The following is a 23,196-nucleotide window of genomic DNA, read 5'->3' on the forward strand; positions in this document are numbered from 1 at the left end:
GGGATGGACAGGGAGCAGGTGAAATTACTGCATCAGGAAGTATATCATTAGCAATAAAGGATAAAGATGGCAATACCGTTAATCGTAGTGATACATTAAGTCTATGTAATGCACCTTATAAGGTAACCTTAGATAGTTCAGAGGGAACTTTAGAGACTCGTTATGGCATGCCGAATAGTAGTACTTTTAGTGGAGGAACAGCGGAGTATTATATCACTCTGCCGTCACAGCCCGTTATTTGTTCGGTCAGGCCGAATCTAAATTATGGCACAGGCAGGTATGCAGGTCCACCTAGTATGTGGAACCCAGCAAAGGGTTTTTTAATTCAGTCCACTAATCCATCATCTTACGGTTTAAATTTTCCAACAACAGGTGCAGATGGATTGTATTTTGATTTGGATATAGTTGGGGTAGATGCAAGCCAATTGAGTTGGACAGTTACTACGCTTGGTGATATAACGGCAGCGGTGAGTTGGACAAGGCCACTTTCAGGGACATTCACGGACCCAAAAGGGAATACTATACCAGCTGATGAGTGGATTACTGATAAATCCAAGAACGTAACGAGGGTAACGTTGAATGGTCCTAAAGCTGATAGTACTCAGATAAATTCAGATAATCCAAGTTCACTAACACGTCCATCTTTACCGCAAACCTTTGAGTTAGTCGGAAGGGATAGAAGTGGTAATGAGGTGAGGTATGGATTTGTGTTGAGGCAGTGGTTCGTCAATCGTGGTGGTCAATGGAAAACTTATAGTGACCAGTTAGCATGGTGTAATAGTTTGGGTTATCGTCCTCCGCAGGTAAGGAATTTAACCAATGGGAAGTGTTATTCATGTATAAGTGGCAGTGGCATAGCGACGTCTGATACTCCGCTTTTCAAGCGTCACATTGGAGCAGGATTTTTCACTGAGTGGGGCAGTATGCAATACTATGCTGATGTGGGATTCATGGGCGACGCTTACTTTTCAAGTGAATTAAAAGATGGTAAACGTTCGAACGTTGTTTCCGGGAATTTCGGCGCCACCGGTACTTTCGATCTTGTTTACGATCGTGGCTATACTATTTGTACTGCACCTTAATTTTTAGCGTTTATTTCTTAATCCTTTAGGTGCGGAAGGTGATTATGGTGCCTGAGAGGAAAATATAAAAAATAATAAAGCTCCAACGCAAGTTGGGGCGCTGAGTTTAATGACTAAAAGCCAAAACAACGCCCGACCGAAACAATTTTAAAGTTTGCGCTTTTGTTATTAACTAGCTGTTATTAACAAGTTGCCAATAATAGCTATTATCAAATAACAAAAGCGCTTTTATTAAAAAGTCAAATTCAATGTAATAAATAACTAGCCTATAAGTGTTTGATTTTATTTAGAAACGCAAATAAAAGTTCAATAAAATCAATAGCCTACCTGAACAATTTTAGAGCAAAAACACGCTTATAGCACCACAATGCTAATATGCTTGCCTTATCACAGCATCAAAATATACCGATAACCAAGTAAAGCTAGCACGCCAAACTTGGCTGTTGGGTGTGTTTGTGTTTTAGATGTTATCAGCAATATTAATCATTCTGCAAAAGCCAAAAACTTATAAAACTAACACTTTATTTTAATTAGAAAATTCACCCATCTATAAAGGCGAATCGTTTTTATCTTTACATTTTCTACAAAAAACGCGCCAAAAAAACTAGCTAACTATTTTTTAAACGGATATAATTTCGTCATTTTATAGAGGTAAGCTTATAAAACAAGCAAATAATCATAATAAAACGAAATAAAATATAAATTTACTTGATGGATGGAATGTAATGCAGTATCGTTTTAGGCACAAGCACTGGCAAACCTATGTTTTAAATTTATTAAATAATCTTATTCGACGAGTTTTTGCACGAAACTCATTTATATTTTCGAAATTATCCATAAAATTATTTTCAAAAATTCCATTGGCATTAGCGCTATTGTTGTTATTGCCGTACTCTTTAGAATCGCAGTCCTTATCGGCCACGACTTCTGATCGCATTCACGGTACCGCACCTTATTTAACCTTTGATGGTGGGCAAACTAAGGCAACAACGACTGATACATTATTAGCTATTGAGTTGCCGGATGGGAGTACCATTACGCCATCGACTAATACATCGAGTTCGACAAATCCGATAAGGTTAATCAATGGAAGTACCTTTAATGATATACATATGGTGGTGCCGTCGGGGGCAAATACAGTGAATTTAAATGACTTAGTTACTCGAGGTAATTGGGGTGATGATGATGGGGATGGTCAGGGTGCTAATGGTATAACGGCGACGGGAAGTATATCGGTAGATATTACTGATAAGAATGATCGCACTGTAAGTCGTAGTGAAACCTTAAATAATTGTAATGCCCCTTATAAAATAAAATTAAGTAGTACAGGTGGAAGTCTAGTTACCCAGTATGGCGTGCCGAATAGTAGTACTTTTAGTGGTAGTTCGGTGGTGTATTATATCAATCCGAATAACGATGTTAGTGTTTGTTACGCAAGGCCGAATCTTAATTGGGGCGAAAACCAATTTGCCGGCCCATCCCCAACATATGGAATCCTGATAAGGGTTTTTTAGTTCAGTCAACAAATTCTATCTCTTACGGTCTTAATTTTCCGACAACGGGTGCAGATGGATTGTATTTTGATCTAGATATAGGTGGAATCGATGCGAGTCAGTTGACGTGGTCTCCAGTCTCGCATGAAGGGATAACAGCTACAGTTAATTGGACGCAAAATGTAACACGGGTAACGTTAAGCGGTCCTAGGCCAGATAGCACTCAAATTCAGTCAGATAATCCTCGTCCACTAACAGTGCCATCTTTGCCGCAGACTTTTGAGCTAGAGGGTAGGGATAGTAGCGGTAATGTGGTGGTTAAATATGGATTTGTGTTGAAACAGTGGTTCGTCAATCGGGGTAATGTACATGATACTCAGTTTCACCACTTATCTTGGTGTGATCTTTTGGGTTATCAAATGCCACAGGTCAAGGAGTTAACTAACGCGAAGTGTGGTGTAAATCCTTATTTCCCATGTATAAATGGCATAGATGGCGCCATACCGTCGTCATATACTGAATATTACCAGCGTCGAATAGATGCAGGTTTTTTCACTGAGTGGGGCGACATGCTCCATTACCCTGATGCTGGGTTTTCTGGCTTCTACTACTGGTCGAGAGATTCCTCGTTCTTTGTCAACGAGGCCTTCGGCGATGTCACTGGTCTTAGTATTTCTGCCAGAACTTATGCTGTTTGCTCTACACCTCCAATTTTAGTACATAGTCCTTAATCCTTGGGGTGCGGGGCGGTTATGGTACAAATAGAGGTAAATACTGCAAAGAATAGCGTCCTCACGTAGTTGGGGCGTTTCCCTTAGGGTTGCGCCGTTGTGGCAAAGCCACCGCATCTAACCCATTCTATTCACCAATAAAAAAAGCATTATTTTTCACAAAACTATCATAAAACTTGTTGATTTTATTTAGTTTTTAGTTTAAAAATAATATCAAAAAAACAAATAATTATTTATCTTCTTTCTGATTAAATGAATTAAGCACCTCTAGCGTGTTGATATTGCTAAAACAAGCTGCTTTATCACTAAAATCAACCGATTTAGCACTGATTTGTTCTAAAAACAGCATCAGCTTGCGTTCGCCTTGCTCTAAATAGATTTTTAGTTGTTGAGTAACGGTTTTATGAATAAGTAGGATGGTTGGATGGTGGTATTGTCCATCATGTGGATAAATAGCGCTGTTATTTGCCGTATAAAAAGCTAAACGGTCAATTAAATCAGCTGGCAAAAAAGGCGTGTCACAACTGACAAATAAGTTCCAATCGGTTTTGCTGCGTAATAAACCGCTGTAAATCCCCGATAATGGTCCACAAAATCCTGCTAGGTCATCACTAAATATAGGATAACCAGCTTTTTGGTATTGTTCAGTGTGACGATTGCAATTAATCATGATTGCATCAACATGAGGTTTGATGCAATCAATGACATGTTGATAAAGTGGTTTTTGATGTAATAATAACAGTCCTTTGTCGTTGCCATTCATGCGGGTACTTTTACCTCCAGCTAGAATGATTGCAGTAATAGAGGGTTTTTCCATAAATTATTTCTCTTTTACGTTGCGAAAAAACAAAATAACATTACTATATAGTAAAGTTATTGCAAGTCGTAGCGTATCATTTTTAATGATTGCTTAATTATCATTATCTTCGAAAGGTTTGAAGATTTACTAAAGGTAACAATTATGAAATGTCATCGTATTGATGAAGTAATGGAATTATTGCAACCCGCATGGGAAGGCGATTCTGATCTTAATTTATTACAATTTTTAGCTAAATTAGGTCAAGAGGCTGGTTTTGAAGGTGAATTAAAAGATTTGAGTGATGAAGTCTTAATTTATCATTTAAAAATGCGGGGTTCGGATAAGAATGATGTTATTCCAGGTCTAAAAAAAGATTATGAAGAAGATTTTAAAACCGCATTGTTAAAAGCTCGTGGGATTATAAAAGAATAAGGAGAATCATTAAAATGAAAAAAACACTTATCGCAATTAGTATTTTGCTTTTTTCTGTAAACTGTTTTGCAAATGAAAGCCCAACTATTACTAAAGCCGACACGTCAGCGAATGCATTTGAGCCGATTGAATTAGGTAAACAATATGCTGCGCTACCAACTAATCCATCGCCAGATAAAGAAGTTATTGAGTTCTTTTCGTTTAATTGCCCAAGCTGTTTTAGATTTGAAATTCAAAATCAAGGTCCTCAAACTATTAGCAAGGCTTTACCAGAAGGTGTTAAATTCAAACGCTACCATTTAGAAGATTTTGGACCATTAGCTAAAGATCTTGCGCAAGCATGGGCTGTGGCTAATGTACTAGGTATAGAAGATAAAGCTTCAGATGCACTTTATAATGCGGTTCAAAAAGATAAAACAATAAAAACAGCAGATGACATTAAAGCTGTTTTTGAAAAATTAGGTGTTAGTAATGAAGTGTATGATAAAACAAAAGATAGCTTTTTGGTTAAATCATTTATGGCACAACAAGCAGATGCGATTAAAGAGATGAAACCAGATTCAATCCCTACTGTTATTGTTAATCGTAAGTTTTTTATCATAGCAAATCAACTTAATGTAACTAGTGATGATGCATTTATTAATGATTATGCAAGAGTTACTGCATTTGTAGCAGGGTTAGATCCTAATGCAAAAATAGAAGAAAAAGCGCATTCTGATAAAAAATAAATGGTTAACAAGTTTAGAAACAACATAAGTTAATCCCTTATTTTTGACGTTTTAAATCCCATTGTATCATTTTGTGCAATGGGATTTTTTATTATATCAATTGTTACTCTCGCTCTAAAGCATAAATTGGATCGAGTTTAGCAGCCCGTCTAGCAGGGAAATAACCAAAAATAATACCAATTATACTTGAGAAACTAAATGCCGCTATAATAGCTATTGCCGAGAAATTCATTGCAAATGATGTAACAACTGAATTAAAAATAAAGCCAATGGCAAACGAGAGTACAATACCTATTGTTCCGCCAATTAAACATACTAATACAGCTTCAATTAAAAATTGCTGTAATATGTCGCTTGACCGAGCACCAACGGCCATGCGTACGCCAATTTCTCGAGTTCTTTCTGTGACTGATACTAACATGATATTCATCACACCAATACCGCCAACAACGAGTGAAATCAGCGCAATAGCCGAAACCAATAACGTCATTACCCAAGCGGATGAGTTGATTGTTTCTCGTATATTATCGGAATTAAAGATGAAAAAATCTTTTGTACCATGCCGTTGTAACATAATTCGATTAATAGCTTGTTCAGCAACAGATAAATTAACATTATCTTTAACACGTACTGTAATGCTTTTTAACGAAGTTTGACCTACCATGCGGTTAATCACGGTAGTATAAGGTAACCAAACATTCAGGCTTTCATTGCTACCAAATCCTTGCTGTTGTTTAGTTGCAACACCAATTATTCTTACTGGTAACTGTCCAACCATTAAAATTTTTCCAATTGGGTTTTGATTTGCAAATAACCGTTTAACAGTATTGTCATCAATCACTGCATCTTGTGCCGAGGCAATAATACTTGCTTCATCAAAAGATTTTCCTTGAGAAATAGTGTAACCACGAACCGCAAAAAATTGCTCTCCTACACCATTTACTGTTCCAGTTACTGCTAAATTATTAATTCGGAAATAAACACTGGTTGCAAGGTTAGGGGTAGTACTGTGGACAAAGTTTTGTTGCGCCAAAAAATCTGCGTCTGATGAGCGTAATGTAGTAATTTTATCCGCATTACGATCACCAAAGCCCGATCCTGCATAGATTTCTAACGTGCTAGTTCCTAATGAGTTAATGTTAGATAAAATTTTCTGCTTTGTGCCTTGTCCTAATGCAACAACAGAGACTACCGAGGCAATGCCAATAATTATGCCTAACATGGTTAAAAATGTCCGTAATCGCTGCGAAAGCATTGATAGCATGGCCATTTTAAAAGCATCTCGAAAACGGTAATATTTTGCCAGTAGATTATCTTGGGTTCTGGTTGCTTCGATTTGCTTAACTTGCCGATTATCATTTTGATCAAATTGATAATTAGGGTTAATAGAATCAGAAATAATATTACCGTCACTAATTTCAACAATCCTTTGGGCACTTTGGGCAATATTTGAATCGTGGGTAACAATAATAACAGTGTGACCTTGTTGATGTAACTCTTGTAAGATAGCCATCACTTCTAAACCACTTTTACGGTCAAGTGCTCCCGTTGGTTCATCAGCTAAAATGATTTGTCCACCGTTAATTAAGGCTCTGGCAATACTGACCCGCTGTTGTTGACCTCCAGATAACTGGTTAGGTTTATTGTGGATTTTTTCGGCAAGCCCTAAACGTGTTAAAATTTCGTTCGCTCTTTTTTGACGTTGTTCATTGGTAACGCCAGCATAAATAGCAGGGATTTCTACATTGCCTTGTGCGGTTAGTGCATTTAATAAATGGTAACGTTGAAAGATAAAACCAAAATGCTCTCGGCGTAACTGAGCTAACTCATCAGGTGACAATTCACTTGTTGTGCGTCCTCCAATAGAATAAGTGCCCGAGGTCGGTTTATCTAAACAGCCTAAAATATTCATCAAAGTGGATTTACCCGATCCTGATGCGCCAATTATCGCCACCATTTCACCAGCATTAATTGTTAGATTTATGCTTTTAAGAACCTGTATGGTTGAATCGCCTGCTGGAAATTCACGAACAATATTCTCAAGCTTAATAAGAGGTATATTATTGACCATATTAGAATCGAATCCTTGGGGCTCTTGCATTATTACCACCTAGTGAAGCACCATTAGTGCCACTGACCACAACCATATCACCCTCTTTAATCCCCGATTTTATCTCAACATTGACATTATTATCGATACCCAAAGTAACTTCATGTTCTTCGATCTCATTATGTTTATCTAACAGGTAAATAATGGCTTTATTATTGCCCAATTTTTTTTGAATTGCTTGAGATGGAATGGTTAGTACATCTTTTGCCTCAGACAAGACAATATAAACTTGCGCTGTCATTGAAATTCTTAACACATGGTCGGGATTATCTACATCAAATAATCCATTATAATAAATTGCGCTTTTTGTTGTTGATGATGAGCTTGACGAGGTTGTTTCAGTATTAATTGAGTCTGGTGCAGGCTCTATAGCCCGTAATGTTAAACCATCAAAGCGTCTATTAGGTTGACCTAAAATAGTAAAATAAACAGGCATTCCTTTTTTTACATTGATCACATCGGCTTCAGAAATTTGCGCTTCAATGGTCATTTTATCAAGTTGTGCGACTTTAACAATGGTTGGTGCACTTTGAACAGAGTTAACAGTTTGTCCTTCATTGACTGGAATTGCAACAATCACTCCATCGATAGGGGAGCGAATTTTAGTATATCCCAAATTAACTTTGGCGGTATCGACTGCAATTTGTGCTTTAACGATATCAGCATCAAGTGCTGCAATATCGGCTTTGATTGCATCGAGTTCGGCTTTTGCCGCATCTAAATCCGATTGAATGCCAACGCCTTTATGAACAAGTTTGTACTGGCGATCATAGGTTAATTGATTGTTAACTAATCTCGCTTTTTTTGCCTCACGTTGTGCCTCTAAACTATTAAGTGACGCTTCAGATTGTTTTAAATCATTGCTTTGTTTAAGATCATCAATCTCAGCAATCATATCGCCTTGTTTAACTTCATCACCCAGCTCAACATAGAGTTTTTTAATTTGTCCAGAAACCTGCGCACCAACACTAACTTGTTTAAAAGCACTAATTGTTCCATCGGCTAGTACGGTTTTTTCAATATTACCTTTGGTAACTGGTGAGGTAATATAATTAGCTGTAGGCTCTGAATGAGATATGAATAAACATACAATATAAATAATTGTAAAGAAGATAGTAGCTATAATTAAATATTTAATTTTCATTAATTTTAACAATGTTTTTCACCCTTTATTTTCTTATTATAATTTTAACATTTTACCGTAATAACAAAAATGATATTGATAATTATTATTAATAAATTGTAATAATTATGAAATTTTAAATTTTAAACTAATTTATAGAAATTATTCGTGTTGTTTATAGTAATTTGAGGAACTATTGTAATAAACATGAATAAAAAAAGTAAAATTGATCAAACCTACCTATCCACAAATAAGTGGAAAAGTAAAAAGAGTGATACGTACTCAAATGAAGATGTGGTATTGTCAATAAACATTTAGCAACTCAAAAATAAAAAACAAATTTTTAAGTGATTTATTAACTATTATAATATGGCTAAACTGCATAAAATGATTGCGAGGAAAATACTTTATGAGTTTTTATAGGATTATTTTAACTTGAAGTGTAAACAACCTAGTGTTTTTCTACATTTTGTAATTAGAAAAAAATCTGACAAAAGAACAAGAATGGTCTCTTTTATTGAATACATTGGGCTTTATTCTAAAATAAGATAAAATGATCTTAGAAAATGTTATGGGATAATTATTTATGGTTGAACAAAAAAAAGAAGGGTTTTTCTCTCGTTTAAAAAAAGGTCTTTTTAAGACTAAACAAAATATTGGTTCAGGTTTTCTTAGTTTATTTAAAGGGAAAAGGATCGATGATGCTTTATTTGAAGAATTAGAAGAGCAGTTACTTATTGCTGATGTAGGTTTTGACACAACCCAAAAAATTATTGATTCCTTAACTAAACAAGCATCGAGAAAAGAGCTAAAAGATGCTGATGCATTACATGATCTTTTAAAACAGGAAATGAAATCTATTTTAGATGGAGTAGATAAGCCCCTTGATATAGAAAGCCATAAACCATTTGTAATATTGATGATTGGTGTTAATGGTGTTGGAAAAACAACAACAATTGGCAAATTGGCTCGTCAATTTCAACAACAAGGCAAATCGGTTATGCTTGCGGCGGGTGATACCTTTCGGGCAGCGGCTGTTGAGCAATTACAAGTCTGGGGAGAACGGAATAATATCCCTGTTATTGCTCAGCATACTAATGCAGATTCCGCTTCTGTCATTTATGATGCAATACAAGCAGCAAAAGCAAAAAAAATAGATATATTAATAGCCGATACTGCAGGGCGCTTACAAAATAAATCTCATTTAATGGATGAGTTAAAAAAAATAGTACGCGTAATTAAGAAACACGATGAAACAGCACCCCATGAAATTATGTTGACTATTGATGCTGGTACTGGTCAAAATGCGGTTAGTCAAACCAAACTATTTAATGAGGCTGTTGGTGTCACTGGGATGACATTAACTAAATTAGATGGTACTGCAAAAGGGGGTATTATCTTTAGTATTGCCGATCAGTTTAATATTCCTATTCGTTATATTGGTGTCGGGGAGAAAATTGAAGATTTAAGGCCTTTTGTTGCTGATGATTTTATCAATGCTTTGTTTGATGAAACAGATGGTTAGAGAGTGTCATGATTCAATTTCAGCGCGTAAGTAAAGTGTATTCTGGCGGTAAACCAGCACTACAAAATATTAGCTTCACTTTATTACCTGGTGAAATGGCTTTTTTAACTGGACACTCAGGGGCTGGTAAAAGTACGTTAATGCGATTAATTTGTGGGTTAGAAAGAGCGAATGATGGCAAAGTGTTGTTAAATGGCGTTGATGTTTCAAGTTTAAGACGCCAAGAGATGCCATTTCTACGTCGCACAATTGGTATGATTTTTCAAGATCACCAATTACTGATGGATCACACTGTTTATGATAATGTAGCTATTCCATTAATTATTTTAGGTAAACCAGCTGAAGAAATTAAAAGAAGAGTTTCCGCTTCACTGGATAAAGTTGGATTACTTAATAAGATGGAATTTTATCCAATACAGTTATCTGGTGGTGAACAGCAGCGAGTAGGTATCGCTCGCGCTATTGTTAATCGTCCTAGTGTTTTGCTTGCTGATGAACCCACAGGTAATTTAGATGATAAACTATCAAAAGATATCTTAAAGCTTTTTGAAGAATTTAATCAAGCTGGTGTAACGATTTTGATGGCAACGCATAATATGGGACTGATACGACGCAAGCACCATCGAATATTGCATTTAAATCAGGGACGTTTAGAGATTAAAAATTAATGAGCTTAACTAATATCAAACCTAGTAAATCGAAGAAGAATGAAAATAGCTTTTTCTCTCGCTGGATAAGACAAATCGGTTATGCTTGGCGTAACACGTTTAATGACTTTTCTCAGCATATTATTGCTTCATTACTGACCATTTTTGTTATTGCTATTTCAATTACTTTACCAACTATCAGCTATTTACTTTGGAAAAACGCTAGTCAAACTGCACAGCAATGGAATCCAACTCCCAGTTTGACAGTTTATATCAATAAAGAATTAACATCAGAACAAACAACAGAATTGATTGCTAAAATTAAATCTTATTATGAAGTTGATCAGGTTGAATATCTTTCCAAAGATGAAACAAAAGAAGAATTCGAAACGTGGTCTGGGTTTAGTGATGCACTCGATTTGCTAGATGAAAATCCATTACCTGCAGTAGCAATTGTTATTCCTAAAGATGAGTCAAAAAAGACAGCTGTGTTACATCGATTACAAAAAGAATTGCTTACCATTGATGGTATTGATGATATAAAATTAGATGATAGCTGGTTTACTCGTTTAACAGCACTAACTGATATGGTTAAATCTATCGTATGGATTATTTCTATATTTATGATTATAGCTGTATCTCTTGTGATTGGTAATAGCATCCGTTTAAATATATTCTCTAGAAAACAGACGATTATGGTTATGCAATTAATTGGGGCAACAGAAGGATTTATTTTGCGTCCTTTTCTTTATAGTGGAATGTTTATTAGTTTTATTAGCGCTATTATAGCGTTAGTGTTATCGGAAATATTTATTTATCAAATAGAGTTAATTATGTTGAATGTTTCTGATACATTTGGAACAATAATCCATATTGAAGGGCTATTATGGGATGAGAGTTTATTGATTGTCCTTATAACAGCTAGTATTGGGTGGCTTTCATCGTTGATTGCGACTAAGAAATACTTAAAAATAGCACAAATTGTCTAGTTATTTTGCTATAAATTGCCAAGATATATATCAATTTAATAAAAGGCTAATATTAAGTAAAACATTTTAAGTATTTTAGCTAAAATAGTGAACTAATTTATAATTCATTGGTCTAATATTGTAATAAACGCTAGTTTAACGTTTTTATTGTTACATATTTAATGTAACGAAATTTATTATTTAAGGGGGAATTAAATGAGTACTGATTTAAAAATGCAAGTAGGTGCTTTAATCCCACAAGGAAATATAGAATCATACCTTCGCATGATTAACACCTATCCAATGTTAACTGCAGAAGAAGAAAAATCATTAGGTGAAAAACTCTATTATCACGATGATGTAGATGCTGCTCGCCAGTTAATTTTATCTCATTTACGATTTGTAGCGCATATTGCCCGTGGTTATTCGGGTTATGGTTTACCACAAGCTGACTTAATTCAAGAAGGTAATATTGGCTTGATGAAAGCAGTACGTCGTTTCAATCCTGAAATGGGTGTTCGTTTGGTCTCATTTGCTGTGCATTGGATAAAAGCTGAAATCCATGAATATGTATTAAAAAATTGGCGTATTGTTAAAGTTGCAACAACGAAGGCACAAAGAAAGCTATTCTTTAATCTAAGAAAGACTAAACAACGTTTAGGTTGGTTCAGTAATGCAGAAGTGGATATGGTAGCAGATGAATTAGGTGTAAGTCGTAAAGATGTACTTGAAATGGAATCACGTATGTCGGCACAAGATATGTCATTTGATATAGATAATGATGACGATGATAATTCAATTATTGCACCGGCACTTTACTTAGAAGATAGCAATTCTGATTTCTCAAAATCAATTGAAAATGATAATTGGGAAAATGATGCGACAGATAGGCTACATGATGCATTATTAAAATTAGATGAACGTAGCCAAGATATTATTAAAGCACGTTGGTTAGATTCTGATGAAAGCAAATCAACTTTACAGGTCTTAGCCGATAAATATAGTGTTTCAGCAGAGCGTATCCGCCAGCTTGAAAAAAATGCAATGAAAAAGTTAAGAGTTGCTATTGAAGCATAATTTTTTCATTTATAATTTTTTAATTAGTGTTAACTTCCTAAACCTTACTTTTAAAAAAAGTAAGGTTTTTTTTATAACTTAAACTTATGAAATAAAAGGATATAAAATAAGCACAGATATGATTAAGTTATATTTTCGATTGAGTCAATCTGTAAATATAGTAGTGATTTAATTTTTAAACAGAAAAGAGGCCTAAAAAAACAATCAAACCGACATAATTATTATTCATAAATGCGTTAAAACATTTATTTCTTTCTCGATCTTTTATCAACCATTGTTGGTAAATAAATAATGCTGTAACTAGTAATAAAGCAATATAAACTATCAACGATAGTTGGTTGATTAAACTAATCAATAATAAACCAATAATAGAAGCTATCTGTAATAATCCAATGATTAATTTATCATAACATCCAAATAAGATGGCAGTGGATTTTATACCTATTTTTACATCATCGTTGCGATCAACCATCGCATATTCGGTGTCATAGGAAATTGTCCAACAAATATTAACAAAGAAAAGCAACCAACAGGTTAATGGGAACTGCTCAATAGTTGCTGCATATACCATCGGAATGCTCCAACTAAATGCGATACCTAAGATGATCTGAGGTAAATGGGTATAACGCTTCATAAAAGGATAAATCAGCGCAGTTAACAACGCAAAACAACCTATCAACCATGATAGTTTATTTAAAGTTAGCAATAAGCAAAGAGCAATAAATAATAATACAAATAACGTCCATAATGCGTTCTTTTCCGTCAATGCTCCACGAGCCAGTGGGCGATTTTTAGTCCGTTCAACATGTGCATCAAAATGACGATCAGCATAATCATTCACTACGCAACCTGCCGAGCGCATTACAAATACGCCAAGTATAAAAATAATTGTTATGTAAATAGAGGGGTGTCCCGTAAGCCAAATTGCCCAAAGGGTAGGCCAGAGTAAAAGCAATGAGCCAATAGGTCTATCTAATCGCATTAGTTGTAAATAGGCTAGCATTAATTATTTACCTTGAAAAAAGCATAGCATGGATTATACCGATTAAGATAAAAGCTGCAATGTTACAGTATGACAAGTTACAATTCAGCATTAAGTAAAATAATCATTTACCTGAAATAACTATTCTTTCAAAAAATAGAAAATACAATTAAAGCATCTGCAAATATTGATCAGCAATCATAGCTAATGCCCGATAAAATGGACTTATCTCATTTTGCTTTAGTCTTTTTAAATAGGTTGAAGACCAGATCAATAAATGTTCATTGATTAACTGTTTTGCTGCTGTATAGTTATTATTTTCAAGCAACATGGCATACGCCATTAGCATTAATCCAAATTGATCTTCGGGTTCGTTCATTCCTGTATTGAGTGTCAAACCATGTTGCTGCAGAAATTGGCGGTAGCATTCTTGTGATTCGCCTAGTAATAAATGTTCTTTATCAAGGTAAAATGATCCCCATGGTGGTGCAGGCATTGTTCCTTGACCTTCAAATAGTAACGAAAACTGATAATTAAGTTCTGAGTCATCAATGTGATTTGCTAATATATTGCACTGTTCAGAAATAATACAAGGGTTTAACCATTTGACTAAATCATCAATATGCAATAATGCCTGTATTAATGGTGTAGTAACTTTATTATTTGGTGGATAATAAAAAAAAGTACTAAGTAGTTTTGCTAATGTGATTCTGGTTATGTTATCCAAATAAATATCCTTGAAGGTTTGGTTTTTGCGCCTAAAAACAATAAAGAGATAAGAGCTGCTGAACTTTTGTATTAATGATAACCCTCCTTTATGTTTTTAGCCATATCAAACAATGGTTAATGCAACCATATTGTAGAAATTAATCGTATTATTTGCAGTAATTTGAGAAACGGTGGTAATGAATATACATAAAAAAACTAATTTCTTCTCAATTGGTAAGAGATATGGCAATTATATCATTAAGAAAAAATAACTTTCACTAATTTGTTAGACGCTTTATGGTCAGTTGTCTAACTGCCTTATAAATTTTTATACTTAAACGTAGTGTTACCTGAAACTTTTTTATATTAATATAATTTTTCAGCATATTAAACATAAATTAAGCTGTCATTATTTTATTTTTTGACATATGTCAAAGTTTATAAATTCATATCTGTTTATCCCTTTATTTCCATTTGATTAAAGATTATCATTACAGCTAGTAAGGATGTTAATCGCTTCCAATATAATAAATTAAAACGTAATGTCAGCTTTTTAAGGAGTCCATATGCTATTTAACCGTAGGCAGTTCTTTAAGATCTGTGCTGGTGGTATGGCTGGAACAACGGTAGCTACGCTTGGTTTTTCTCCAAATGTAGCGCTTGCTCAAACTCGCCAATATAAATTATTGAAATCAAAAGAAACTCGAAACAATTGTACTTACTGCTCTGTTGGCTGTGGTATGTTGCTATATAGCCGTGGCGATGGGGCTAAAAATGCCGAATCGTCTATTTTCCATGTAGAAGGAGATCCCGATCATCCTGTTAGTCGTGGTTCTCTTTGTCCTAAAGGTGCAGGTGTTCTGGATTATATAAAAAGCGAACAACGAGTTAAATATCCTGAATACCGTGCCCCTGGTTCAGATAAATGGCAACAAATAAGTTGGGATGAAGCCATTGATCGTATTGCTCGTTTAATGAAAGCTGATCGAGATAAAAATTTTGTTGAAAAAAATGCGGAAGGCACAACAGTCAATCGCTGGACAACAACAGGCTGGCTTGTTACCTCAGCGGCTAGTAATGAAACGGGTTGGTTAGCGTTCAAAGTTGCACGCGCATTAGGTATGTTAAGCCTTGAAACTCAAGCTAGAGTTTGTCATGGTCCTTCTGTATCTAGCTTAGCGGCTACTTTTGGTCGCGGCGCCATGACTAACAACTGGAATGATATCAAGAATGCTAATGTTGTTATCGTAATGGGGGGAAATGCAGCTGAAGCTCATCCGGTTGGTTTTAAATGGGCTATAGAAGCAAAAATTAATAATGGCGCTGAACTGATTGCCATTGACCCTCGTTTTCATCGAACAGCCTCAGTGGCTGATTTGTATGTACCTATTCGCTCAGGTTCTGATATTGCTTTTCTACTTGGTATTATCAATTATCTTATTACCAATAACGAAGTTAATTTTGACTACTTAGTTACTCATAGTAATGCAAGCCTAATTGTTCGTGATGATTTTAATTTTGATGAAGCTACAGGGCTATTTAGTGGCTATGAAGCTGATACCAAACAGTATGATCAGGCAAGTTGGGCATATCAAAAGGATGACAACGGGTATGCGCTTCGGGATAAAACACTAAGTCATCCCCGTTGTGTATGGAATCTATTAAAACAGCATGTCAAACGTTATACACCCGAAATGGTAAATAAAATAACGGGAAGTCCTATCGAAGGTTTTTTGCATGTTTGCCGCTCACTTGCTAGCACTAAAACTAACAATAGAGCAGCCACATTTTTATATGCATTAGGTTGGACTCAGCATACTTATGGATCACAAATTATCCGTACTGCTGCCATGATTCAGCTTATTTTAGGCAATATTGGCGTAATGGGCGGAGGTATTAACGCACTACGTGGACATTCAAATATTCAAGGCTTAACTGATGTTGGTTTATTATCAAATCGCCTGCCTGCTTATCTTGATTTACCAAAAGATTCTCAAGTTTCACTTACTCAGTACCTAGATGAAAAAACACCAAAACCACTTGGTCCAAGCGAAGTGAATTTTTGGGGGAATTATCCAAAATTCTTTGTCAGCTTTATGAAATCAATGTACGGTGATAAATCGACTAAAGATAACGATTGGGGATTTGATTGGTTACCTAAATGGGATAAAACCTACGATGTTTTAAGATTTAGCAAAATGATGCGTGATGGTCAAGCCAATGGCTTTATTTGTCAGGGCTTTAACCCACTTGCTGCACTTCCCGATAAAAATAGTGTTCGCGAAGGTTTATCTAACTTAAAATTCTTGGTGAGCATTGATCCAATGCCAACAGAAACAGCTGAGTTTTGGAAAAACCATGGCGAATCTAATGATGTAGATTCTAGCAAAATTCAAACCGAAGTATTTAGATTGCCATCAAACTGTTTTGCAGAAGAAAATGGTACAATAGTTAACTCATCTCGCTGGCTACAATGGCACTGGGCAGCAGCAAGACCGCCTTATGAAGCTTTATATGATCCTGAAATTATTGCGCGTATCTTTTTGAGAATAAAAGAGCTGTATGCTGAAGAAGGTGGTGCTTATTACGAGCCAATTGAAAACTTAGTTTGGGATTATAAGGAGCCAGAAGGCCCAGCGGCTGAGGAATTAGCCAAAGATTATAATGGACGAGCACTTGCTGATATAACCGACGAAAATGGCAATGTTATTCTTAAAAAAGGTCAATTACTAAGTGGTTTTTCACAATTAAAAGCAGATGGTACAACCTCATCGGGTATTTGGATATTCTGTGGTTGTTGGACAGAACAAGGTAACCAAATGGCAAGGCGTGATCCAAGCGATCCATCTGGTAAAGGCGTTCATGCTGGTTGGGCGTGGTCGTGGCCGATGAATCGACGAGTACTTTATAACCGTGCTTCAACGGATGAAAATGGTAAACCATGGGATCCTAAACGAGTTTTAGTAAAATGGAATGGCTCAAGTTGGGTAGGCAATGATGTACCTGATTTTACAGCAACATTACCACCAAGTAGTGGGGCTGGTGCTTTTATCATGAATAATGATGGTTTAGGTGGGTTATTTTGTTTAAATCGGTTAGTCGATGGGCCATTCCCAGAGCACTATGAACCGTTTGAAACACCTATTAGTAATAATCCATTGCATCCAAATCAAGTCAGCAGCCCAGTAGCTCGCGCATTTAAAGAAGATTTGGCTCGTTTAGGGAATGCTAGCGAATTTCCTTATGTTGGTACCACTTATAGTATCACTGAACATTTCCATTTTTGGACGCAACACGCAAGGCTAGCTTCAATTACTCAACCCGAGCAATTTGTTGAGTTAAGTGAAAATCTTGCCCTCAAAAAAGGAATCAAATTAGGTGATACGGTTAAAATCACTTCACATCGAGGTTATATTAAAGCTAAAGCAGTTGTGACTAAACGTCTTCCAACTTTAATTGTTGATGGTAAAGAGATCGAAACCATTGGAATCCCAATAGTATGGGGATTCACAGGTCAGACAAAGAAAGGTTTTTTGGTTAATGAATTGACGCCACATTTAGGTGATGCAAATTCACAAACACCAGAATATAAATCATTCTTAGTCAATATCGAAAAAGTTACTACAGCGGCATAAGATGGGAGGATAAATTATGTCATTACAAACTCAAGATATTATACGCCGCTCAGCAACTAATGCTTTAACTCCAGCGCCACGAGCTAGGGACTATCAACAAGAAGTTGCAAAACTTATTGATGTGACCACCTGTATAGGTTGTAAAGCATGTCAGGTTGCTTGTAGCGAATGGAATGACCTTCGTGCAGAAGTTGGCAATACTGTTGGTGTTTATGATAATCCTGCCGATTTAGAGCCAAAAGCATGGACTGTAATGCGGTATTCAGAAGTCGAGATAAATGGAAAATTTGAATGGTTAATTCGTAAAGATGGCTGTATGCACTGTTCTGATCCTGGTTGTTTGAAAGCATGCCCATCAGAAGGTGCTATCATTCAATATGCTAATGGTATTGTTGATTTTCAATCGGAACACTGTATTGGTTGTGGCTACTGTGTAGCAGGTTGTCCGTTCAATATTCCACGAATTAGTAAAGAAGATAATCACTCCTATAAATGTACATTATGTGTCGATCGCGTTGCTGTTGGTCAAGAACCCGCCTGCGTTAAAACTTGTCCTACTGGCGCTATACACTTTGGTACTAAACAAGATATGATTCGCCATGCTGAACACAGAATTGTAGATTTGAAAAAACGTGGTTTTGAACATGCTGGTCTTTATGACCCACAAGGAGTTGGGGGAACACATGTTATGTATGTTCTTCATCATGCAGATCAGCCAGAATTGTATCACGGCTTACCAAAAAACCCTAAAATTAGTGAAATTGTCAGATTTTGGAAGGGTATTTGGAAACCATTATCTGCAGCTGCATTTGTGGCAACTTTTAGTGGTTTGCTGTTCCATTACATGGGCGTTGGTGCAATTGAAGTTGATGAAGATGACATTGAAGAAGAAAAAGAAGCAGATAAACAAGCTCGAAAGCGTTTAGGCTTGCCTGTTTTAGAACAGAAAATTGACTCTAATTTATCACAACAGGAGAATCATCATGGATAAGAAAAGCATGATATTAAGAACACCACTTATTGTTCGCTTCTGTCACTGGTGTATGGTCTGTCTGTTTATTCTGACTGCGCTATCTGGCTTATCTTTATTTTTTCCATCTATAAAACTGTTTGGATTATTTCTTGGTACGCCACAATTAGTAAGAGCATTGCATCCATTTTTAGGGTGCATTGTTTTTGTTTTACTCATGTTTATGTTTATAAAACTTGCTCACCATAATATTCCAAATAAAAATGATCTTTTATGGATTAAAAACTTTAAACATGTCATTTTGGGCAAAGAAAGAGGCATTCCAATAGGCAAATATAATGTAGGACAAAAGTTTTTATTTTGGTGCATTATGGGGTTAATTTTAGTTTTATTTGTTACAGGCCTCATCATGTGGCGCCGTTATTTTGCGGATAATTTTTCTGTTCCAGTTGTCCGTATTGCGATATTTTTTCATTCTCTTGCTGCAATTGGCTTAATCCTGCTTGCAATTGGTCATGCTTATATGGCTATTTGGGTTAAAGGTTCCATTAAAGGGATGATAACAGGCTATGTTTCGCGTGCTTGGGCACAAAAAAATCATTCAACTTGGTATGAAGAAGAAATGGAAAAGATCTATCAAAATGAACTAAGGTTAAAGGCCAAATCTGAAGAAGAATCTACAGATATTAAACATAAACCAGCATAGTAATTTTCCTGCATCTATAATGGTATTTTCCGCTGATAGTAACTATCAGCGGTGTCATTTTAATAGTAAAAAAATAAAAAGCAGTGATGAATAAAATCACAATCAATGAGCATTTATAATGAGTATAAAAATTATCCCCCAAGAACAACTTGAACAACAAGCTACAAACTCAGTTATTAGACAAATCCCGTTACTATTTTATCCATCACCTAAAACACTTTATGCTCATCGAGCAGAACGTTTAAAAACTCTTGCAAACAATAATCCAATTAGTGATTATTTGAATTTTTGTGCAATTATAGCTGAACAACAAGCCAATTTAATTAAACATAAGCCTATAGATATTGATGTAACGTGTTTATTAAATAGCGAATATCCTCCACTTAGTTTAGATAATTTACCTCTTAAAGATACTTGGCAAGATTACTTTACTCCATTACTCGACTCATTTTCTGATACCACGCAGCAAATCGCTATAGTCATTGAACAGCTTAAAAAAAATAGCACTTTAGAATTACAAAATAAAGCATTACATTTGCTTAAAGGAGAATTTGATAAAGTTGATGGTAATGAAGCAATATTTATTTGGTCATCATTATCTGTTTATTATTGCCAACTGGCGAGTCAAATTAAAAGTAAAGCTATCGCAGAAAATACAGATAAACTCTGGTTATGTCCAGTTTGTAATAGTATGCCTACTGCTAGCATTATTCAATTAGGCGGTAACAACGGATTACGCTATTTACATTGTAGTTTATGTGAAAGTGAATGGTATGTACCTAGAATTAAATGTACCTGCTGCGATAATATGAAAGACATACAATACCTCTCTTTAGAAAAAGAACTCGCTGCAATTAAAACCGAGTGTTGTGATGCTTGCCATAGCTATTTAAAAATATTTGATCAAGATAAAGATCCTCATATTGAAGTCATTGCGGATGATATTGCTTCGCTGATATTAGATATCAAAACCGAAGAAGAAGGGTTTGCTAAAAGTGGGATAAATCCTTTTATATTTGCTCAATAAAAAAACAAAGATACTGATAATATAGTTTTATAGGCATTATATCGAATATGAAATAATTCATTCAAAGCGCATTAATTATTTAACTATTTTACAATAACGATTATTTTGTAACATGATCATCAATTAAATAAAATACAACTTCACATTTTTGATTAATAAAGCTAGAATTAAACTATTGTACTAGTTTGCGAGTTTAATTCATGAAACGTTTTATTTTATTGGTAACAATATTATTGCTTACACCTTTTTTAAGTTTTGCAGATACAATTAAAAATGTGGCCATTACGGCAATTGTTGAGCATCCTTCATTAGATCAAATCCGTGATGGTGTTAAAGATGAATTGGCAGACAGCGGCTATACGTTAAACAAGAATTTAACTGTCCAATACAAAAGTGCGCAAGGAAGTAGTGCTACTGCTGCTCAAATTGCAAGGCAATTTGTAGCAGCAAAACCTGATGTTATTGTGGCAATTGCGACACCAAGTGCACAAGCAACAGCTGCAGCGACTAAACAAATTCCTATTGTATTTGCTGGAATTACCGATCCTATTGCCGCTAAATTAATTAAAGATTGGCAACCTGCGGGCACAAATATTACTGGTGTATCTGATTATCAAGAAATAGGTCCACAAATCGAATTTATGAAAAAAATTGTACCTAATGTTAAATCAGTAGGATATATTTATAGTCCAAGTGAAATTAATTCAACCGTGGTATTAAAAAATCTACAAACTCTTTTATCTCAACAAAATATTAATTTTATTGCGGTACCTGCTCAACGAACTGCTGATATTTCAACTGCTGCCAATACATTAAAAGGTAAAGTAGACTTAATTTACACGACAACCGATAATAATGTTGTTTCAGCCTATGAGTCATTAGTCAAATTTGCAAATGAAAATAAAATTCCTCTTTTAGCATCGTTCCCTGATGCGATTGAACGAGGAGCCGTTGCTGCATACGGAATGAGCTACTATGATGTAGGACGCCAATCAGGTAAGCTTGTTGTGCGCATATTAAAAGGTGAAAAACCAGGAAGTATAACTCCAGAAATAGGGCAAGCATTACGCCTTGTTGTTAATACTGATGCAGCTAAAAAACAAGGGGTTGCTTTGCCTCCAGAGGTAATTCAATCTGCTGACAAAGTCATAGGAAAATAATCAAGCCCTACTTCACTAAAATTAATTAAAAATTTTGCTCACTTAGTAGTTAAGTGAGCAAAAAAATATAACCTACAGTAATCCAATAACTGGATTAACATCAATTAATCAAGTTTACCAAGTTAACATCAAATCACCGATAAAGTGTAATAAAAAGTTTACACTCATAACTATTTTTATACTAGAAAATTATCTTTTTTTGCTTTATAGTAACTCAATATTTAGCTTGATTGTAAAAAAAACATTACAGGAGTGCTCTATGCGTAATTCTATCATTAAACTTTGTATGTTACTTAGTTTATCGTTAGCAACATTTTATTCTTTCGCTGAGGCTAAAACCGAACAAAAATTTGTTGCCATTACAGCAATAGTTGAACACCCCGCATTAGATAATGTGCGTAAAGGTGTTGAGGATGAGTTAAAAGATAGCGGTTATATTGCTGGAAAAAATTTAAAGCTACAATTTTTAAGCGCACAAGGTAGTAGTGCAAATGCAGCCCAAATTGCTAAACAATTTGTAGCCAATAAACCAGATGTTATTGTAGGAATTGCCACGCCAAGTTCGCAAGCATTAGTTGCTACAACAAAACTTATTCCTATTGTTTTCACTGCCGTTACCGATCCCGTAGCAGCAAAATTAACCCCGAGTTGGGATGCATCAAAAACAAATGTAACAGGTGTATCTGACGCCTTATCACTAGATTCTCAAATCGATATGATGTTAAAAATAAAACCTGAGGCTAAAAACATTGGTTATGTTTATAGCCCTAGCGAAGTTAACTCAACAATCATACTAAAACAATTACAAAATGAGCTAGAAAAACGGGGTATGAAAATTATTGCTGCTCCTGCGCAACGCACATCTGATATATCTACTGCGGCTAGAAGTTTAAAAGGTAAGGTAGATATGATTTATACTACTACCGATAATAATGTGGTTTCTGCTTATGAAGCTTTAGCAAAAGTGGCTAATGAAAGTAAAATTCCTCTTATTGCATCCAATCCTGAATCGGCAGAACGTGGTGCTATTGCCGCTTTAGGCATGAGTTATTATGATCTTGGTCGTCAAGCTGGTAAAATTGTTATCCGTATACTTAACGGCGAAAATCCTGGTGATATTCCACCACAAGTGGGTAATGTTACTCAATTAACAATTAATAAAAAAGCGGCTGAACGCCAAGGTGTTATATTATCTGAAAATGTATTAAAATCAGCTACCAAAATTGTTGAAAAATAATTTTTACTTTTTTTATAACTAAGCCGCCAACTTTGGCGGTTAACTTTTATGGATTT

At 35.3% G+C, this 23,196-nt stretch carries 18 protein-coding genes and 2 pseudogenes; 15 read left to right on the forward strand and 5 right to left on the reverse strand.

Annotation, left to right across the window (positions count from 1 at the left end; genetic code table 11):
- The 3 genes and pseudogenes from ACGH6S_RS09705 to ACGH6S_RS09715 all read left to right on the forward strand — a co-directional run.
- A pseudogene (locus ACGH6S_RS09705) lies at positions 1 to 1,082 on the forward strand (hypothetical protein); the annotation flags it as partial.
- 725 nt (positions 1,083 to 1,807) lie between these two features.
- Positions 1,808 to 2,596 (forward strand): hypothetical protein, encoded by a 789-nt coding sequence (locus tag ACGH6S_RS09710; RefSeq protein ID WP_411578778.1) that lies wholly within the window; start codon positions 1,808 to 1,810, stop codon positions 2,594 to 2,596.
- 59 nt (positions 2,597 to 2,655) lie between these two features.
- Positions 2,656 to 3,306, forward strand: a complete 651-nt coding sequence (locus tag ACGH6S_RS09715; protein WP_411578779.1) for a hypothetical protein — start codon at positions 2,656 to 2,658, stop codon at positions 3,304 to 3,306.
- A gap of 229 nt (positions 3,307 to 3,535) precedes the next feature.
- Here ACGH6S_RS09715 and mobA read toward each other — a convergent pair whose 3' ends face one another.
- A complete protein-coding gene (gene mobA / locus ACGH6S_RS09720; protein ID WP_296302094.1) occupies positions 3,536 to 4,123 on the reverse strand; it encodes a molybdenum cofactor guanylyltransferase MobA in 588 nt (195 codons plus the stop codon).
- Positions 4,124 to 4,267: 144 nt separating this feature from the next.
- Between mobA and ACGH6S_RS09725 the strand changes: the two genes are divergently transcribed.
- Entirely contained in the window at positions 4,268 to 4,537 is a 270-nt protein-coding gene (locus ACGH6S_RS09725) for a YihD family protein (RefSeq protein ID WP_034911797.1), read from the forward strand.
- Between the two features lie 14 nt (positions 4,538 to 4,551).
- Positions 4,552 to 5,265: a DsbA family protein gene (locus tag ACGH6S_RS09730; RefSeq protein WP_065626249.1), complete on the forward strand. Its 714-nt coding sequence runs from the start codon at positions 4,552 to 4,554 to the stop codon at positions 5,263 to 5,265.
- A 103-nt stretch (positions 5,266 to 5,368) separates the two neighbouring features.
- On the opposite strand, the gene ACGH6S_RS09735 is transcribed toward ACGH6S_RS09730, so the two are convergent.
- Both ACGH6S_RS09735 and ACGH6S_RS09740 read right to left on the reverse strand, forming a co-directional pair.
- On the reverse strand, positions 5,369 to 7,366 hold the full coding sequence (locus ACGH6S_RS09735; protein WP_238552641.1) for a MacB family efflux pump subunit: 1,998 nt from the start codon (positions 7,364 to 7,366) through the stop codon (positions 5,369 to 5,371).
- A complete protein-coding gene (locus ACGH6S_RS09740) occupies positions 7,338 to 8,519 on the reverse strand; it encodes an efflux RND transporter periplasmic adaptor subunit (protein ID WP_411578790.1) in 1,182 nt (393 codons plus the stop codon). Before ACGH6S_RS09740 ends, ACGH6S_RS09735 begins: the two co-directional genes overlap by 29 nt.
- Before the next feature lie 580 nt (positions 8,520 to 9,099).
- Here ACGH6S_RS09740 and ftsY point away from each other — a divergent pair.
- The 4 genes and pseudogenes from ftsY to rpoH all read left to right on the forward strand — a co-directional run.
- A pseudogene (gene ftsY / locus ACGH6S_RS09745) lies at positions 9,100 to 10,023 on the forward strand (signal recognition particle-docking protein FtsY); the annotation flags it as partial.
- Between the two features lie 8 nt (positions 10,024 to 10,031).
- On the forward strand, positions 10,032 to 10,691 hold the full coding sequence (gene ftsE, locus ACGH6S_RS09750) for a cell division ATP-binding protein FtsE (protein ID WP_034911799.1): 660 nt from the start codon (positions 10,032 to 10,034) through the stop codon (positions 10,689 to 10,691).
- On the forward strand, positions 10,691 to 11,659 hold the full coding sequence (gene ftsX / locus ACGH6S_RS09755) for a permease-like cell division protein FtsX (protein WP_065590255.1): 969 nt from the start codon (positions 10,691 to 10,693) through the stop codon (positions 11,657 to 11,659). Before ftsE ends, ftsX begins: the two co-directional genes overlap by 1 nt.
- Before the next feature lie 195 nt (positions 11,660 to 11,854).
- A complete protein-coding gene (rpoH, locus tag ACGH6S_RS09760) occupies positions 11,855 to 12,715 on the forward strand; it encodes an RNA polymerase sigma factor RpoH (RefSeq protein WP_065590254.1) in 861 nt (286 codons plus the stop codon).
- Between the two features lie 175 nt (positions 12,716 to 12,890).
- On the opposite strand, the gene ubiA is transcribed toward rpoH, so the two are convergent.
- Together ubiA and ACGH6S_RS09770 are read right to left on the reverse strand one after the other, a co-directional pair.
- Positions 12,891 to 13,718 carry a 4-hydroxybenzoate octaprenyltransferase gene (ubiA, locus tag ACGH6S_RS09765; protein ID WP_411578780.1) on the reverse strand — a complete coding sequence of 276 codons (828 nt, stop codon included), beginning with the start codon at positions 13,716 to 13,718 and terminating at the stop codon, positions 12,891 to 12,893.
- 148 nt (positions 13,719 to 13,866) lie between these two features.
- The gene (locus ACGH6S_RS09770; RefSeq protein WP_174798935.1) at positions 13,867 to 14,424 is read right to left on the reverse strand and encodes a molecular chaperone; all 558 of its coding nucleotides are present in this window, start codon (positions 14,422 to 14,424) and stop codon (positions 13,867 to 13,869) included.
- A 547-nt stretch (positions 14,425 to 14,971) separates the two neighbouring features.
- Between ACGH6S_RS09770 and fdnG the strand changes: the two genes are divergently transcribed.
- From fdnG to ACGH6S_RS09800, 6 genes are all read left to right on the forward strand, one after another.
- Positions 14,972 to 18,040 carry a formate dehydrogenase-N subunit alpha gene (gene fdnG / locus ACGH6S_RS09775; RefSeq protein ID WP_411578781.1) on the forward strand — a complete coding sequence of 1,023 codons (3,069 nt, stop codon included), beginning with the start codon at positions 14,972 to 14,974 and terminating at the stop codon, positions 18,038 to 18,040.
- A 16-nt stretch (positions 18,041 to 18,056) separates the two neighbouring features.
- Positions 18,057 to 19,031, forward strand: coding sequence for a formate dehydrogenase subunit beta (gene fdxH / locus ACGH6S_RS09780; RefSeq protein ID WP_065590252.1), 975 nt, complete (start codon positions 18,057 to 18,059; stop codon positions 19,029 to 19,031).
- Positions 19,024 to 19,716: a formate dehydrogenase subunit gamma gene (locus tag ACGH6S_RS09785; protein WP_065590251.1), complete on the forward strand. Its 693-nt coding sequence runs from the start codon at positions 19,024 to 19,026 to the stop codon at positions 19,714 to 19,716. The genes fdxH and ACGH6S_RS09785 overlap by 8 nt, the downstream gene beginning before the upstream one ends.
- A 118-nt stretch (positions 19,717 to 19,834) precedes the next feature.
- Positions 19,835 to 20,743 carry a formate dehydrogenase accessory protein FdhE gene (fdhE, locus tag ACGH6S_RS09790; protein WP_411578782.1) on the forward strand — a complete coding sequence of 303 codons (909 nt, stop codon included), beginning with the start codon at positions 19,835 to 19,837 and terminating at the stop codon, positions 20,741 to 20,743.
- A gap of 200 nt (positions 20,744 to 20,943) precedes the next feature.
- Complete coding sequence (locus ACGH6S_RS09795) at positions 20,944 to 21,903, forward strand: ABC transporter substrate-binding protein (protein WP_411578783.1); 960 nt, start codon at positions 20,944 to 20,946, stop codon at positions 21,901 to 21,903.
- Between the two features lie 259 nt (positions 21,904 to 22,162).
- Complete coding sequence (locus ACGH6S_RS09800; RefSeq protein WP_296206962.1) at positions 22,163 to 23,140, forward strand: ABC transporter substrate-binding protein; 978 nt, start codon at positions 22,163 to 22,165, stop codon at positions 23,138 to 23,140.
- The last annotated feature ends 56 nt before the right edge of the window (positions 23,141 to 23,196 follow it).

It is taken from the genome of Gilliamella sp. BG3, from assembly GCF_046635605.1.
GTDB classification, from domain to species: Bacteria; Pseudomonadota; Gammaproteobacteria; order Enterobacterales; family Orbaceae; genus Gilliamella; species Gilliamella bombi.